The organism is Thiorhodococcus fuscus, from assembly GCF_042682685.1.
GTDB classification, from domain to species: Bacteria; Pseudomonadota; Gammaproteobacteria; order Chromatiales; family Chromatiaceae; genus Imhoffiella; species Imhoffiella fuscus.
Genome location: NZ_JBHUHX010000035.1, coordinates 1 through 15957 on the forward strand (window position 1 = coordinate 1; position 15957 = coordinate 15957).

General features: G+C 63.6%; 14 protein-coding genes. 7 read left to right on the forward strand and 7 right to left on the reverse strand.

What is annotated here, in order from left to right; all coding sequences use genetic code 11:
* Window positions 1–312: 312 nt before the first annotated feature.
* Window positions 313–2601 (forward strand): phytase, encoded by a 2289-nt coding sequence (locus tag ACFSJC_RS12655; RefSeq protein WP_386027234.1) that lies wholly within the window; start codon window positions 313–315, stop codon window positions 2599–2601.
* 87 nt (window positions 2602–2688) lie between these two features.
* Here the strand turns inward: ACFSJC_RS12655 and ACFSJC_RS12660 are convergent, their stop codons facing one another.
* The 6 genes from ACFSJC_RS12660 to ACFSJC_RS12685 form a co-directional block, all read right to left on the reverse strand.
* Window positions 2689–3510, reverse strand: coding sequence for a flagellin N-terminal helical domain-containing protein (locus ACFSJC_RS12660; RefSeq protein ID WP_386027236.1), 822 nt, complete (start codon window positions 3508–3510; stop codon window positions 2689–2691).
* A gap of 145 nt (window positions 3511–3655) precedes the next feature.
* Complete coding sequence (locus ACFSJC_RS12665) at window positions 3656–3988, reverse strand: DMT family transporter (RefSeq protein WP_386027238.1); 333 nt, start codon at window positions 3986–3988, stop codon at window positions 3656–3658.
* A 114-nt stretch (window positions 3989–4102) separates the two neighbouring features.
* A complete protein-coding gene (locus ACFSJC_RS12670; RefSeq protein WP_386027241.1) occupies window positions 4103–5557 on the reverse strand; it encodes an ATP-binding protein in 1455 nt (484 codons plus the stop codon).
* Complete coding sequence (locus ACFSJC_RS12675; RefSeq protein WP_386027244.1) at window positions 5551–6282, reverse strand: response regulator; 732 nt, start codon at window positions 6280–6282, stop codon at window positions 5551–5553. The genes ACFSJC_RS12670 and ACFSJC_RS12675 overlap by 7 nt, the downstream gene beginning before the upstream one ends.
* 443 nt (window positions 6283–6725) lie before the next feature.
* Complete coding sequence (locus ACFSJC_RS12680) at window positions 6726–7406, reverse strand: O-methyltransferase (protein WP_386027246.1); 681 nt, start codon at window positions 7404–7406, stop codon at window positions 6726–6728.
* A gap of 66 nt (window positions 7407–7472) precedes the next feature.
* Window positions 7473–8045, reverse strand: coding sequence for a cytochrome b (locus tag ACFSJC_RS12685; RefSeq protein ID WP_386027248.1), 573 nt, complete (start codon window positions 8043–8045; stop codon window positions 7473–7475).
* Window positions 8046–8164: 119 nt separating this feature from the next.
* On the opposite strand from ACFSJC_RS12685, the gene ACFSJC_RS12690 reads away from it, so the two are divergent.
* The 6 genes from ACFSJC_RS12690 (at window position 8165) to cysN (ending at window position 14789) form a co-directional block, all read left to right on the forward strand.
* Complete coding sequence (locus ACFSJC_RS12690; RefSeq protein WP_386027251.1) at window positions 8165–9124, forward strand: LysR family transcriptional regulator; 960 nt, start codon at window positions 8165–8167, stop codon at window positions 9122–9124.
* 259 nt (window positions 9125–9383) lie between these two features.
* The gene (locus tag ACFSJC_RS12695) at window positions 9384–9872 is read left to right on the forward strand and encodes a DUF4405 domain-containing protein (protein WP_386027253.1); all 489 of its coding nucleotides are present in this window, start codon (window positions 9384–9386) and stop codon (window positions 9870–9872) included.
* Between the two features lie 237 nt (window positions 9873–10109).
* Complete coding sequence (locus tag ACFSJC_RS12700) at window positions 10110–11789, forward strand: nitrite/sulfite reductase (protein ID WP_386027256.1); 1680 nt, start codon at window positions 10110–10112, stop codon at window positions 11787–11789.
* Window positions 11782–12510 (forward strand): phosphoadenylyl-sulfate reductase, encoded by a 729-nt coding sequence (locus ACFSJC_RS12705; protein ID WP_386027259.1) that lies wholly within the window; start codon window positions 11782–11784, stop codon window positions 12508–12510. The genes ACFSJC_RS12700 and ACFSJC_RS12705 overlap by 8 nt, the downstream gene beginning before the upstream one ends.
* Before the next feature lie 16 nt (window positions 12511–12526).
* A complete protein-coding gene (gene cysD / locus ACFSJC_RS12710; protein WP_386027261.1) occupies window positions 12527–13441 on the forward strand; it encodes a sulfate adenylyltransferase subunit CysD in 915 nt (304 codons plus the stop codon).
* Between the two features lie 52 nt (window positions 13442–13493).
* Window positions 13494–14789 carry a sulfate adenylyltransferase subunit CysN gene (gene cysN, locus ACFSJC_RS12715; RefSeq protein WP_386027263.1) on the forward strand — a complete coding sequence of 432 codons (1296 nt, stop codon included), beginning with the start codon at window positions 13494–13496 and terminating at the stop codon, window positions 14787–14789.
* 30 nt (window positions 14790–14819) lie between these two features.
* Here cysN and ald read toward each other — a convergent pair whose 3' ends face one another.
* Window positions 14820–15941, reverse strand: a complete 1122-nt coding sequence (ald, locus tag ACFSJC_RS12720; protein ID WP_386027265.1) for an alanine dehydrogenase — start codon at window positions 15939–15941, stop codon at window positions 14820–14822.
* Window positions 15942–15957 lie beyond the last annotated feature (16 nt).

A 15957-nucleotide genomic window follows, 5' to 3' on the forward strand; every position in this document is an offset into this window, starting at 1 on the left:
TTGCAAAAGGCTTCAAAGATAAATCTGACCGCCTAAAGGCGGTGGTTTTAACCCTGCTTCGGACAATAAACCAATTCTGTGTAATGAAATTTGATCGTCTCCCGCAGTGGCAGAAAGGCCCGCAACCAGACGCAGATCCAGCTTGAGCTTGGCCGCACTCGTTCTTATCCGCAGCTGACACAGCAGACAGATGAAACGGAACCGTCATGGAACCGAGATGGCACACGACTATCTCCGACCCTATGCTCGCGCCCCATGCTGCGGCCTTGCCCGCCTGGATCGGAAACCACGCGACAAAAAAGGAAACCCGCCATGTCGGACCACCGCTCGAACCCCAGACTGCTCGCACTGACGCTTTCCGCTGCGACGGCCATCGCCCCCTGCGTGTGCTGGTCGGGCACGCAAGGCGAATCGACTGGCTCGGAGCGCCGCACAATCACAGGATTTGAGTTCATCGGCGAGGTCACCTTTCCCACCGGCTACCGCTTCGACGACACCGAGGTCGGCGGTCTTTCGGGCATCACCTACGACGCCGAGAACAACCGCTTACTGGCCCTGTCGGACGACCGCAGCGATCTCGCCCCGGCACGCTACTACAACCTCACCATCGATCTGAGCGATGGCCATCTGGACTCGGGCGACATCGCCTTCACGGGCGTCACCAAACTCCAGCCGCGCTTCGGCAGCTATTTCGCGCCCGGCGGCATCGATCCCGAGGGGATCGCTTTGGCCCTGAACGGCGGTGTCTTCGTCTCGTCCGAGGGCGATGTCTCCAAGCTCCTGGCCCCGTTCGTCAACCACTTCAACCAATTCGGCGTCCAGGATCTCGAACTGGAGGTCGACGCCAAATATCTGCCCACGGCGACCTCAGGCATCCGCAACAACCTCGCCTTCGAGAGCCTGACCATCACGCCGAGCAAGCGCTATCTCTTCACTGCGGTGGAGAACGCCCTGGTGCAGGATGGTCCCCAGGCCACGCTGGAGGGCAAGAGTCTGTCGCGCATCCTCAAATACGATCTCAAGACCGGCAAGGCGCTCGGCGAGATAGTCTATGAGGTGGAACCCGTCGCTGAGACGCCTGAACCCGCGACCGCATTCGCCACCAACGGCCTGGTGGAACTTCTGGCGCTGGACGACAACGGATCGCTCCTGGCCATGGAGCGCAGCTTTTCCACCGGCAAGGGCAACGTGGTCAAGCTCTATCAGGTACTGAGTCAGGGCGCCCTGGATGTGTCCGCCTGGGACAGCCTGTTGTGGAAAGGGAAAGGGGTGCCATTCTCCATCGATCCGCCGGTCCAAAAGCAGGAGCTGATCGATTTCGGCGATCTGGTCGAGACGGTCGACAACCTGGAGGGCATGACTCTGGGTCCGGTGCTGCCGGACGGGCGTCAGTCGCTCATCGTCGTCAGCGACAACAACTTCTCCTCGACCCAATTCACCCAGTTCATCGCGCTTGCCCTGAATATCGAGACGGTCCCGGCCGCGCGTCCGGTACTCGAAACGCCGCGCACCACCGACGCCGGAATCGACAGCCCGCTCAGGGGCGACTCGGACGATCCAGCCATCTGGGTCCATCCGTCCCGGCCGGGCAAGAGCCTGGTCATCGCCACGCTGAAGGACGGAGGATTCGTGGTCTTCGATCTGGGGGGCACAGTCATCCAGCAGGAGCTGCCGGCCGAGTATGGCGACATCCGCTTCAACAACGTGGATCTCGTCTACGACTTCGCGCTCGACGGCAAACGGGTCGATCTGGCCGTCTTCTCCGATCGCAAGAACGACACGCTTGCCGTCTACCGCATCGATCCGGACCGCCAGCGTCTGGTGGCCGTCACCTCCTCCTCGATGCCCGCGACCATCTTCGGTGTCGACGACGGCAGCGCAACCGCCTATGGACTCTGCACCTATCGGGGCCTGTCGGACGGCGCCGACTATGCCTTCGTGACTCAGGCCGACGGCAACAAGGTCGCCCAGCTACGACTGCTCGACGCCGGAGACGGCACCGTAAGCGCCGAGGTGGCGCGTATGATCGAACTTCCGGTTCCAACCGGCGATGCCGAGGACTCCCAGTCCGAGGGACTGGTCGCCGACCGTGAACTGGGCGTGCTCTATGTCGGCATGGAGGACATCGTGGGTGTACTCAAATTCTCGGCGGAGGTCGATGGCGGCAACGAGTACAGCCTGGTGCAATCGATCGATGCAGACTATCTGAAGCCGGATATCGAGGGGCTGACCCTCTATTACGGACCCAGCGGCACCGGCTACCTGCTGGTATCGAGCCAGGGCGACGGCACCTATGCCGTCTTCGAGCGCTCCGGCGACAACGTCTATGTCGGCAGCTTCGTGGTCGCCGACACCGACGGGATCGACCAGGCCAACGAATCCGACGGCGCCGACGTCATCTCCACCGCATTGGGATCCCGCTATCCATTCGGGCTGCTGGTGGTGCAGGACGGTGCCAACGATCCGCAGAACGCCCTCCAAGACGAAGAAGAACTCGAAAACGACAGCACCAACTTCAAATTCGTCCCCTGGGAACAGGTCGCCAAGTCATTCCCCGAGCCGCTCATCATGGAACCGCGCATCTACGACCCGCGCCGCTAGGTTTCGGAGTGGCCCCTCTCCCGCTGGGGAGGGGTCAAACATCCCGTAGCCCGGTGAAGCTCCGAGCTTTGCCGATACCCCGGAAGCCTAACCCCCAAGCAGTTGCGAGACGGTCTGGGCGGAGATGCTTGACGCCTGGCCCATCATGGCGATGTTGGCCTGCTGCTGGATCTGGCTGCTGGCCAGTTGGGAGATCTCGCGGGCGTAGTCGGCATCCTGGATCCGACTCTGAGCGGCGTTAGTGTTGATATTGCTCTCTTGCAGGTTGCCGATGGCATATTCGAAGCGATTCTGGACGGCTCCCATCTCACCCTGTATGCCGCTGAGATACTCGCTGCTTTTGTCTAACACACCGAGCGCGCTCGCCGCGCCGGCGGCCGTCGAGATGTCGATATCGCCGAATCCGAAATCGCTCAGTTGCCCCTGAACATCATAGGTTTCGAGCCCGATGGCATCGCTGGAGTTGCCGCCCGCCTGGATCGAGACACTGGCATCGCGATCGAGCAATCGGGTGCCGTTGAAGGTGGTGCTCTCGACGGTCTGAGCGATCTGCTCCTGCAATTGGCTGACCTCGGACTGGAGCGCGCTGCGATCGGAATCGGACAGGGTGCCGTTGCCGCTTTGCAGGCTCAGCTCGCGGATGCGGCCGACCATGTCATTGATTTGACTCACCCCGGACTCCGCAGTCTGAAACATGGAAACGCCATCGCTGACGTTGCGCATGCCCTGATCGCTCCCGGCGATCTGCGCCGCGAATTGCGAAATGAGCGCCGAAGCGGCTGCATCGTCGGCCGCGCTGTTGACGCGTTTCCCCGAGCTCAAACGCTCCTGGCTGGTCTCCACCGCAGACTGGGTGTTGTTGAGGGAACGGAGCACGCTTTGAGTCGAGTCGTTGCGAATTCCGATCATGGCTCTAAACCTCTATTTTCGGTGAACGAACCACCTGATTGGTTTAAGTATCGCCGATGCGGCTAAATGGCTCGCAACCTGAGTGTGACACGGATCACAAAGAGATCAACGGATGGCGACGAGAGGCGGCCGATTGGATGGCTGGCTAATGCCCCACCGCCTTCGAGAAGAGGTTCAACACCAGCACGCCGGCCAGGATCAGCCCGATCCCGATCAGTGCCGGCACATCGAGCTTCTGGCCGAAAAAGACCCATCCGGCGAAGGCGATGAGCACGACGCCAAGTCCTGCCCAAACGGCGTAAGAGATGCCGACCGGGATGGTTTCCATCGTCTTGGCGAGCAGATAGAAGGCCGCGCCATAACCGACGACCACAACCACGGACGGCCAGAGGCGCGTGAAGTTCGCGCTCTCCTTCAGGGCCAGCGTGGCGCCGGTCTCGGAGAGGATGGCAAGGAAAAGGTACACCCAGTCTTTCATGCTGATGCTCGAAGCGATTGAATGCGTGCGATTCTGGAGGCCCGGTCGCTTCCGGGCAATCCCCAAGGCGCTCCTGCGCTGAATAGGATGGTGGCGCCGGCCGGCATTCCTCGCTCAAACCCTGGCGGACACCCTACCCTGCGCTCCAGGAGCGGAGCCGTTCGCGATCGATTCGGGCAGGCGTATCTGGGCGCTCAGACCGCCCTCGGGCCGATTGATCAGAACCAGGGTCCCGCCGTGCGCATGGACGATGGTCCGGGCCACGGACAGACCGAGCCCGGTACCGCCAGTCTCGCGGCTGCGCGAGACCTCGAGGCGAAAGAAGGGCGCGAAGACCTTCTCCAGGTCGGCCTCCGGGATACCTGGACCTGCGTCATCGACGCGGATCAGATACTGCCCATCCTCGGTCGCCAAACTGACCTGGACAGATCCGCCGTATTTGACGGCGTTGTCGATCAGATTGGACAACGCGCGCTTCAACGCGACGGGACGACAGCGCACGATGAGCCGCTCGGGTCCCGCGTAGCCGACATCCCCACCGAGGTCGGCATGATCGTCGACCAGGCTCTGCGCCAAGGCCGCCAGGTCGGTGGCGCGAGCCGTCTCGTCGGCGGCCTCGTCGCGCGCGAAGCTGAGCGTAGCTGAAAGAATGGCCTCCATCTCGCCAAGCGTCGCGAGCGTCTTATCGCGCATATCGGCATCCTCAATGTACTCGGCCCGCAGCCGTAGCGTCGTGATGGGGGTGCGCAGATCGTGCGAAACCGCCGCCAGCAAACGCAAGCGGTCCTGGATGTGCCGATGCAACCGATCCTGCATGCGATTGAATGCGCGGATGGTCTCTCGGACCTCGCGCGGACCGCTCTCCGGAATCGGCTCCACGTCCTCGCCCAAACCGAGGCGTTGCGCCGCCTCGGCGAGCTGGGCCATGGGGCGGGCCGCGCGCCGGGCCATCAAGAGCCCGCCGCCGATTACCGTGGTCAACAGCAGCGCCAGGAGCTGAAGCGTCTTCCCGGCCCAGGGTGGTGGCTCGTCGATCCGGGTCGTGCGGAAATCGACCCAGCGCCCGTCCCTCAGACGCACGCAGACGAGAATGGCCCTGACGTCATCGGATCGGAGGTCATCGCCAAGCGCGCGCGGATGCTCGGGGGGCGAACCTCGCCGCTCCTCGTCCTCGTCCCGATCCTGGCGGTGATCCGCAATTTCGACACGAACCCGCAGCGACTCACGGTCCTCGATACCGAGCGCGCTGCGCAGCTTGTGATGAATGACATGCTCGACAGCATGCCGCCAGGGCCGATCGAGCGCGAGCGACGGCTCAGGGGTGATGGCGATCTCGTCACCCGTGCGCGAGAAACGCTCGATGATCCGTGCGCGTTCGACCGGCGAGGCATCCTGGAGCAGCCAGACGAGCGTGGTGACCTCGTCGAGCAGGTAGGCCAGATTGCGCTCCTCGAAGCGGTCCTTGCGTTCGTCCTGGAGAATGAAGGCGCTGCCGAGGATCGTCAGCAGGGTCATGCCGACCAGGAGCTGCAGGGTCCGACCGGCGAGCGTGTCAAACCGGCTCAACATGCGCAAGGCTCGACCTTGGGCGCGAACAGGTAGCCATCTCCCCGAACCGTCTTGATGATCTGCGGATCGCGGGACTGGTCGCCGAGCTTGCGTCTCAGCCGGCTGACCAGGGTGTCGATGGCACGATCGAATGCCTTGGCGTCGCGCCCCCGGGCCAGGTCGAGCAGTTGGTCGCGGCTCAGCACCCGTCCCGGTCGCGTGACCAGGGCCATCAAGAGGGCGAACTCGGCCGTACTGAGCGGCACCAGGGTCTGATCCGGGTCGATCAGCTCGCGCGCCTCCGGCAGCAGGGTCCAGCCCAGGAAGCAGAGACGCTCGGCGGTCTCACCCGTTCCGCGCTCCTGACAGGAGCCGGTGCGGCGCAGCACGGCCTTGATACGCGCCAGCAGCTCACGGGGGTTGAAGGGCTTCGCGAGATAGTCGTCCGCGCCCATTTCCAGGCCGATGATGCGATCGGTGTCTTCGCCCATGGCGGTCAGCATGATGACCGGTACGGCTGCGTTCGGTCCGGCGCGCAGATTGCGGCAGAGCGTAAGACCGTCGTCACCCGGCATCATGAGATCGAGAATGATGAGATCGATGGCGGCATCGGCCAGCGTACGCCGCATCTCGGCACCATTCGCGGCGGTCGTCACGCGGTAGCCGTGATCGCCCAGATAGCGCTGCAACAACTGGCGAATCTCGGAATGGTCGTCGACGACTAGGATGTGTGGCTGCATGTCCATGCGCTGCAGTTTAGGGCGTCGCGCGGGACGGTGGGACCAAATATTGTGGCAGATGGTGTCGAGCCGAGCGCTTGTCACATACGGTCACAAAAAGATCGGAGAACAAACAGAGCGAGGTTGAAACCCCGCCCGCAAAGGCGGGGCTTCTCGGTCGAGGTCAACCTCTATCAACCCTATCGCACGATCACGGCTGCGGCCAAGGGACCGAACTCGCCTCCATCAGCTGTCCATCCCAGCCCACGACCGACATGGGCCGCCCCGCTTGCCGGGCGCGGATCAAGGCCTCCAGGTTGGACGGACGGTAATCGCTCGGCGCACAGCTCCTGCGTTTGGGGCAGTCGGTGACCACAGGCTTGGTCCAGCGTTCGAGAGCCGAGATATGGAGCCTCTCGTTGATGGTCTGGACCCCCTTTGCAGGAACGTTGCGCCGACCGAACAAAGTCCTACCGCAGAGGCTTGCTGGCACGCTTACGCACCAAGGTCAGCCCGTCGCCGATCGGTACCAGACTCAGGGTCACCCGATCGTCCTCCAGCAGACCATCGTTCAGCGCGCGGATGGCCTGGGTCGCTGCCTCCTGGTCATCGGGATCGGCCACGTGGCCGCCCCAAAGCGTGTTGTCGAACAGCATGAGTCCGCCGGGTCTCAACAGCCGTAGACACCGCTCGAAGTAATGGCTGTAGTTGAGCTTGTCGGCATCGATGAAGGCCATGTCGAGCTGTCCTTCCAGTCCCTGCGCCAGCAGGGCGTCGAGGGTCTCCAACGCCGGTCCCAAGCGCAGATCGATGCGCTCCTCGATTCCGGCCTCGCGCCAGAATTGGCGGGCGATGCCGGTCCACTCCTCGCTCAGATCGCAGCAGATCAAGGTGCCATCGGCCGGCATGGCCTCGGCCATGCACAGCGCGCTGTAACCGGTGAAGGTGCCGACCTCGATGATGCGCCGAGCACCGATCAGCTCCACCAACAGGGCCATGAGCTGACCCTGCTCTGGGGCAATCTGCATACCGCTCTCGCTCAGAGAGGCCGTGACCTCGCGCAGGCGCCGCTTGACGTCGGTGTCGCGTACTGAATGCGCGAACACATATCCTTGAAGCCGTTCGTCCATCTGGATGGTTCGATTGGTCATCGGTCGGTCCGTTGTGTCAGGTGAAAATGAACTGATGGACGATCGCCTTCACGGAGGTCCGGTCGATCAGGATGTCACCCGCACCTCGGTGCCCAGCATGCGCCGCAGGGTGCCGTCGCGATCGACGAAATGGTGCTTCAGGGCACCCACGACATGCAGCACAACCGCGCCGATCAAGAGGTAGCCGCCCCAGCGATGCAGCACATGCCCTGCTTCGGCCAGCGTTGCGTTGAGAGCGACGACCTCCTGCGGATTGGTGGGATCCGGGTTGTGAGCGAACAGCTCGAAACCAAAGAAGGGCACGCCGTGTCCGCTCATGGCCGACATCATGAATCCCGAAACCGGCATCAGCACGGTGCCGATGATGAGTAGCCAGTGAACGAGCTTCGCCAGCAGCTTCTCGACGGAGGTGTAATCGCCAACCGGCTTTGGCCAACCGTTGCGGATACGCCAGGCCACGCGCAGCACAACGAACAGCGCGATGAGGACGCCGAACGACTTGTGCCAGGGATAGAGCCCGAAGGTGCTCGTCTGGGCCATATAAAGCCCCGTTGCCAATAGGCCGATCATCATGATGGCGACGATCCAATGCAGGGCCAGGGTGTTTGGACTGAGCCGAGTGGGCATATCGAGTTTCATGCTGCTGTCTCCTTGAGTGCCGTCAACGCGGCAACCGGTGTATTCGTCGTGGACAGGCTAGATTAGACGGCGACAAATCATGCGTCCAATGCATAACAAAGATAGCGAGTATCCGAATAGTGAATCTTCGAACCCTGGACCTCAACCTGCTTGTCGTGCTGCGGCAGCTGCTTGAGGACCGCCACGTCTCACGGGCTGGCGAACAGCTTGGAATGAGCCAGCCAGCCGTCAGTCGCGCCCTGCAAAGACTACGCGTCATGTTCGACGACCCGCTCTTGGTTCGTACCTCGCGAGGTTTTGATCTGAGCGCGCGCGCCGAGGCCCTGTTGCCGGACCTGATCCACTGGATCGAGGACACCGAGCGCCTCGTTTCCCGGCAGTCTTTCGACCCGGCGACCTCAACGCACGTCGTCCGCTTCTATGGCCCAGAACCGGAGGTCGGATGGTTTCTTCCACCGTTGTTCGAGCGGATGCGCCGCTTGGCGCAAGGAATGGTGTTGGAGGTGAAAAGCGAACCGCGCGACCACTTCGATCAGCTCGAACGTGGCGAGGTCCACTTCGTCCTATCGCCATTCGAACCCAGCGCAGCAAGTACCGCACAGATTCACAGCCTCTATCTCGCACCGATGGCATTCGCATTGGTCATGAACGCGGACAATCCACTGGCACTGGGCGCTATCAGTGCCGAGCGCATCGCGGCAGCCAACCATGGTCTGGTCTCCCTCACAGGACGTGGTGGCGGGACGGTGGAGAACGGCCTCCTCGCCCAGGGATATCTGGCTCAAGGCGAGCGGTTGAATCAGCCCCTGCGCCTGACCAGCTTCACCTCCATTGCCGCCTTCTGCGAATGCAGCGACATGGTCTTTCTGCTACCGAAGCAATTCGCCGAGGAGCTCGCGCATGGCCGCAATCTGGTGGTACGCGAGACGCCCCCGGAAGCGACCACTGGCGGGCCCCAGGTCTCGCTCTACTGGCACGAACGCTTCCACAACGATCCCATGTGCGTATGGATCCGAGATCAACTCAAAGCGGTTCATGGCTCTACGGTCGAGAGGCACGGAAAGAAGTCGAGCCTCTGAAACGAGTGAACAAGCCGCGCGCGTGCGGTGCAAGAGGCTCGCGCACGACGTTCTGTCAGGCCCCAGACCGAACTTGGTGACAACCTGTGCCGATCCCGGACTTTGTCACACAACGTCACAATACCCGCCCTCTCTCGGCAAGCCCCGGACACATGGGGGCAGTGAAATGGCATCCATGGAACGCAGCGACCAACGCTCACGCATCCCGAGCCGCTGCGTACCAGCCGATTTCACAACCTAACCGCGAGAGACTCTGCCCATGACCAGTCTGAACACCCGTCAATGGTCCACACCCGCCGTCATATCCGCCGGCGTCTTCATGTCCGTCTCCGGCGTGCTGATGTTCTTCGGCATGCACGACCCCGTCACACTGGCCCATGAATGGATCGGCCTGGCCTTCGTCACCTTCGTCGTCTTCCATATCGCCACGCACTGGCGCGGCTTTACCGGCTATTTCTCGCGGCGCGCAGCGCTCGGGATCATCGGAGTGGTGGCGCTGGTGACGGCGGGGCTCATCGGCCTGTCGGCCAGCCAAGAGGGCAGCAATGTGAAGCATCGGATATTCCAGAGCCTAGAGCGCGCCCCATTGACCGAAATTGCCCCGCTGCTGGACGAGAGCGCCGACACTCTGGTCACGAAGCTAGAGTCCGGCGGCTTCAAGGTCGTCAGCACCGCCCAGTCGATCGAGGAAATCGCCTCGCGCAACGGTGCCCGTCCCCCGGAGTTGATGCACCGACTGTTCGAGTAAATCGCTCTACAAAAAAACAGGCTCACCGCAGGATGCGGTGAGCCTGCGAACCGCGTCTGTCGCGACCGATGCGGTTGGTTTTTCACTGCATCTTACGATGCGGACACGCGTTCGCAGACACCGCCCGCAAGCAAGTCATATAACCAATAGGCATATTGGTCTAACTTTAAATTCCTTTTTACACAAAGTTCGGCTCGCTAGGATCGTCCCTACCCTGAATTCCCTTGCGAGTTTTCCATGTATTTACAGGATGCCGACGAATCGCTCCGTCCGTTCGAGCGAATCGCAACCTTCCGCGAACAGACTCACGCCTATCTGAGCGGCGCGCTCGACGAAGAGACCTTCCGCCCTCTGCGTCTGCGGCACGGACTCTACCAACTGCGCGACTCGACCATGCTGCGTCTGAGCGCGCCCGAAGGCCGGTTCTCCAGCCGACAACTGCGCGCCCTGGCGCGGATCGTCCGCGACTACGATTTGGCGGCTGACGCGCATCTCACCACGCGCCAGAACATCCAGCTCAGCGGGCCGGAGATCGGGGACGTCCCGGAGATCCTCGCCGCACTGGCCGAGGTCGGGATCTCCAGTTTCATGACCTCGGGGAACCTCGTCCGCAGTATCGAAACGGATCCGCTGGCCGGCGCGGCGGCCGACGAGACGGAAGATCCGCGTCCCTGGCATGCCCTCATCGATCAGTGGCGTCTGAACCACCCGGCCGCCGCCGGGCTTCCGCGCAAGTTCAAGATCGCCGTCAACGGCGCCAGCGAGGACCGCACGACACTGGCGGCTCACGATCTGGGTCTGGATCTAGTCCGCGACCCGGATGGCGAGCTGGGCTTTCGCGTGTTGGTCGGAGGCGGGCTGGGACGAGGTCCGCGACTCGCCGAGGAACTGACCGAATTCGTCCACTGGTCCCATCTGCTGACCTATTGCGAGGCCATTCTGCGCGTCTATGCGCGAGACGGGTCGCGCTCGGATCCCTACAAGTCGCGACTCAAGAATCTGATCCAGCGGATCGGTCTGGTCGAATTCCGCGCACAGGTCGAAACCCAATGGTCCAGCCTGCGCGATGGTCCGGCGACCCTCACGGAACGCCAGGTCGAGCGCGCGGCGCGCCTGTTCGCCGATTCGCCGAGCGAACACCAGGAACGGGACGCAATCGAGCCGACGGACGCGCCCAGCGGTCCGCCCGCCTATCTGGACTGGTTGCGCTACAACGTGCGCGATCACAAGCGTCCGGGATACGCCATCGTCACCCTGTCGACCAAGCGCCCTGGAGCGCCATCGGGCAACCTGACCCCGACCCAATTGGAGCGTATCGCCGACTGGGCCGAGACGCTGAGTCGCGACGAGGTGCGACTCACCCGCACCCAGAACCTGGTGCTCCCGCATGTCCGCAAGGAGCGGCTGCTCGCCCTCTGGGAGGCGGCGCGCGCCCAGGATCTCGGTCAGGCTAACGTGGGGCTGCTGACGGATCTGGTCGCCTGCCCCGGCGCGCGCGAATGCGACCTGGCACACGGCGACCCCGTGGGTCTGGCCGAGACCATCGGCGCACGTTTCGCCGATCCCGAGGAGCTGCGCGATATCGGCCCCATCGATCTGCGGATCTCGGGCTGCGTGAACGCCTGCGCCCACCACAACCTCGGCCAGATCGGAATCCGAGGGGTACTCAAGCAGGGCGAATCCCGCTACCAAATCCTCATCGGCGGGCGCTCGGGGCGCGAGGCGCGACTGGCCGAGACCATCGGACCCTCGTTCTCGGCTGAGGAGATTCCAGAGGCGATCGCGACGCTGCTCGCCACCTACCGTCGGAACAGGGATTCCGGGGAGCGCTTCGCAGAGACGGTCCAGCGTCTCGGCACCGAGCCGTTCCGCCGAGCCTTGGGCCGAGAGAACGCCCTGGAGGTGGATCATGTATGAGCGTCTCCGGCATCCCGTTTCGGACGAGGTGGTACGTGCGCGCAAACAGGCCCTTACCGACCGGTTGTCCAACGCCTGCCGCGAGCTGAGTCCCATCGTTTTCGCCACCAGTCTGGGGGCCGAAGACATGGTACTGACCGAGGTCATCCTGCGCGGGCGCTTTCCGATCCGCATCTTCACCCTAGACACCGGCCGGCTTCCAGCCGAAACGCATGCGCTACTCGACCGGATCGAGCGGCACTACGGCACCCGGATCGAACGCTATGCGCCAGGCCCCGAGGCGGTCGAGGACTATGTGCGCCGCTTCGGTATCGACGGCTTCTACGACTCGGTCGAGGCGCGCCGCGCCTGCTGCCGGGTGCGCAAGATCGGTCCGCTCAAGGAGGCATTGGCGGGGCAGGCGGCCTGGATCACCGGGCTGCGCGCGGCCCAGTCCGTCACCCGTGCCCAGCTTCCGCCGCGCGAATGGGACGCCGAGCACGGATTGGAGAAGCTCAACCCTCTCGCCGACTGGAGCGAACGCGAGGTCTGGTCGTTCCTCAAGCAATACCAGGTGCCCTACAACCGGCTCCACGACCAAGGGTATCCAAGCATCGGCTGCGACCCCTGCACCCGCGCCATCACGGTCGGCGAGGACATCCGGGCCGGACGCTGGTGGTGGGAGAACCCCGAGACCAAGGAGTGCGGACTGCACCGCAAGACATCGGCCGTCACCGCCTAGGAGCACGCATTTCACGATGAACAGCCTCAACACCCGTACCCTCACCCACCTCGACTGGCTGGAGGCCGATGCCATCCACATCCTGCGCGAGGTGGTCGGACAATGCGCCAACCCCGCCCTGCTCTTCTCCGGCGGCAAGGACTCCGTCTGCCTGCTGCGTCTGGCCGAAAAGGCCTTTCGGCCCGGACCGCTGCCCTTTCCGCTGCTGCACATCGACACCGGACACAACTATCCGGAGGTCATCGACTTCCGCGACCGGCGCGCGGTCGAACTGGACGCCCGGCTGATCGTTCGCTCGGTCGAGGACTCGATGGCGCGCGGCTCGGTGGTGCTCAAACATCCAGGCGAGTCGCGCAACAAACACCAATCGGTGACCCTGCTGGAGGCGATCGAGGAATTCGGCTTCGACGCCTGCATCGGCGGCGCCCGGCGCGACGAGGAGAAGGCCCGCGCCAAGGAGCGCATCATGAGCTTCCGCGATGCCTTTGGTGGCTGGGATCCCAAGAACCAGCGCCCCGAACTCTGGAACCTCTACAACGCCCGCGTGCACCAGGGCGAGAACATCCGCGCCTTTCCGATCAGCGACTGGACCGAGCTGGACGTCTGGCAATACATCCAGCGCGAGGGATTGGAGCTGCCATCCATCTATTTCGCACACCCTCGTCCGGTGGTGCGGACCAAGGGTCTGCTGCGTCCGGTGACCCCGCTCACGCCCGCCCTGGCGCACGAGCAGGTGGAAGAGATCCGGGTGCGCTTTCGCACCGTCGGCGACATCACCTGCACCGCGCCGGTGGAGTCCGAAGCCGACAGCATCGACGCCATCCTGGCCGAAACCGCAGTGACCACCATCAGCGAGCGCGGCGCCACGCGCATGGACGACCAGACCAGCGAGTCCTCGATGGAGGAACGCAAGCGGGCCGGATATTTCTGAGCCGCACATCCTCTTCAGCTACCAGCACCCTCAGCCACATCGAGTCACGCCCATGTCTTCCCCACACGAATTCCCTCAGATCGACCATGGCCTGCTGCGCTTTCTCACCTGCGGCAGCGTCGACGACGGCAAGAGCACCCTGATCGGGCGCCTGCTCTACGACACCAAAACGATCCTCGCCGACACCTTGAGCGCAATCGAGACCAGTTCGCAGCGACGGGGTCTGAGCGAGATGGATCTGTCCCTGCTCACCGACGGTCTGCAGGCCGAACGCGAACAGGGCATCACCATCGATGTCGCCTACCGCTATTTCTCGACCGGGACGCGTAAATACATCATCGCCGACGCGCCGGGACACGAGCAGTACACCCGCAACATGGTCACCGCCGCCTCGACCGCGAACCTGGCCATCATCCTGGTCGATGCGCGCAAGGGCGTGCTGACTCAGACGCGTCGGCACTCCTATCTGGCCCACCTGGTCGGCATCCCGCACCTGGTCGTCGCCGTGAACAAGATGGATCTGGTCGACCACGATCAGGGCGTCTTCGAGCGTATTCGCGACGCGTATCTCGACTTCGCCGCCCGGCTCGGCATCGGCGAGGTCCGTTTCATTCCCATCTCGGCGCTGCACGGCGACAACATCGTGGCACGCAGCGAGCGGCTCGACTGGTATCGGGGTCCGACCCTGCTGGAGATGTTGGAGACCGCGCCAGCGGCCCACACCGAGGCTGCGGAGGCCTTCCGCTTCCCGGTGCAATACGTCTGCCGCCCGCGCGATTCGGCCAATCCGGGACTGCACGACTATCGCGGTTTCATGGGACGTGTGGAGTCCGGCGAGATCGCCGTCGGCGATGCGGTTCAGGCGCTGCCGTCCGGGCGTATCAGCCGAGTGAAGGACATCCAGATCGGTGGAATCGACGTCCAGAACGCCATCCATGAGCAGTCGGTGACCCTGTTGCTGGAGGATGCAATCGACATCTCGCGCGGCGATCTGCTGGTCAAGCCGGACGAAGCCCCCGAGGCGGTCAAGACGATCGACACCTGCGTCTGCTGGCTGTCCGAGACGCCCCTGTCGCCAGCACGCACCTATCTGCTGCGCCACACCACGCGGGAAGTCAAGGCCAAGGTGACGAGGATCCACCACCGGCTCGACGTCAACAGACTGGAGCGCGAGCCGGCCGAGCAACTCCAGATGAACGACATCGCCCCTCTGACCCTCAAGCTCGCTCAACCAATCTTCCCAGACGCCTATGCCGACAACCGCGCGACCGGTGCCTTCATCCTCATCGACGAGAGCACCAACGACACGGTCGGCGCTGGGATGATCGCAGCAGGGAAAAGCGCTTGAGACGGTCCGAGGCGATCTAACGCACCCGGCCTACAGATCGGCCAGCACCTCGCGCGCGTCCACATGGACGAGCCCCTGTGCCTCGGCAACCTCGGGTCGGCAGATGTGGCCGCGCGCGACGTTGAGGCCATTGAGCAGATGCGGATCATCGAGCAGGGCCTGACGAATCCCTTTGTCCGCCAGGGCGATCACGAAGGACAGGGTCGCGTTGTTCAGCGCCAGGGTCGAGGTACGGGCGACCGCCCCCGGCATGTTGGCCACGCAGTAGTGCACGACGCCGTCGACCTCGAAGGTCGGATCCTGGTGCGTGGTCGGGCGCGAGGTCTCGAAGCAGCCGCCCTGATCGATCGAGATATCCACCAGAACCGAGCCCTTACGCATGCGCGAGACCATCTCGCGCGTGACCAGCTTGGGTGCGGTCGCCCCCGGAATCAGCACGGCACCCACCACCAGATCGGCCTCCAGCACCGCCGTCTCCAGATGGTTCGCGGTCGATCGCAGGGTACAGATGCGATTGCCGAAGCGCTCGTCGAGCACGCGCAATGCGGCGATGTTGCGATCGAGCACGGTGACCTCGCCACCCATGCCAACCGCCATCGCCACCGCATTGCGTCCGGCCACACCGGCGCCGATGACGGTCACCTTGGCCGCCGACACGCCAGGCACGCCGCCGAGCAGCACGCCGCAACCGCCTTGCGCCTTCTCCAGACAATGCGCCCCGGCCTGGATCGCCATGCGGCCGGCGACCTCCGACATGGGGGTCAGCAGCGGCAGATGTCCGGCCAGGTCGGTGACCGTTTCATAGGCGATACAGAGCGCCCCGCTGGCCATGAGCTCCCGCGTTTGGACGGCATCCGGCGCCAGGTGCAGATAGGTGAAGATAGCCTGCTCGGGTTTGAGCAGGCGACGCTCCTCGGCCAGAGGCTCCTTGACCTTGACGATGAGCTCGGCCTGCTCGAACACCTCCGACGCGGTCGGCAGGATGTCCGCGCCCTCGGCCCGATAGTCGTCGTCCTCGAAGCCGATGCCAGCGCCGGCCTGGGTTTCGATCGAAACCTGGTGACCGCGACCGGTCAGTTCCTTGACCGATGCCGGCGTCAGACCAACGCGATATTCATGATTCTTGATTTCTTTCGGGACACCGATTCGCATCGTCGCAACCTCTGCT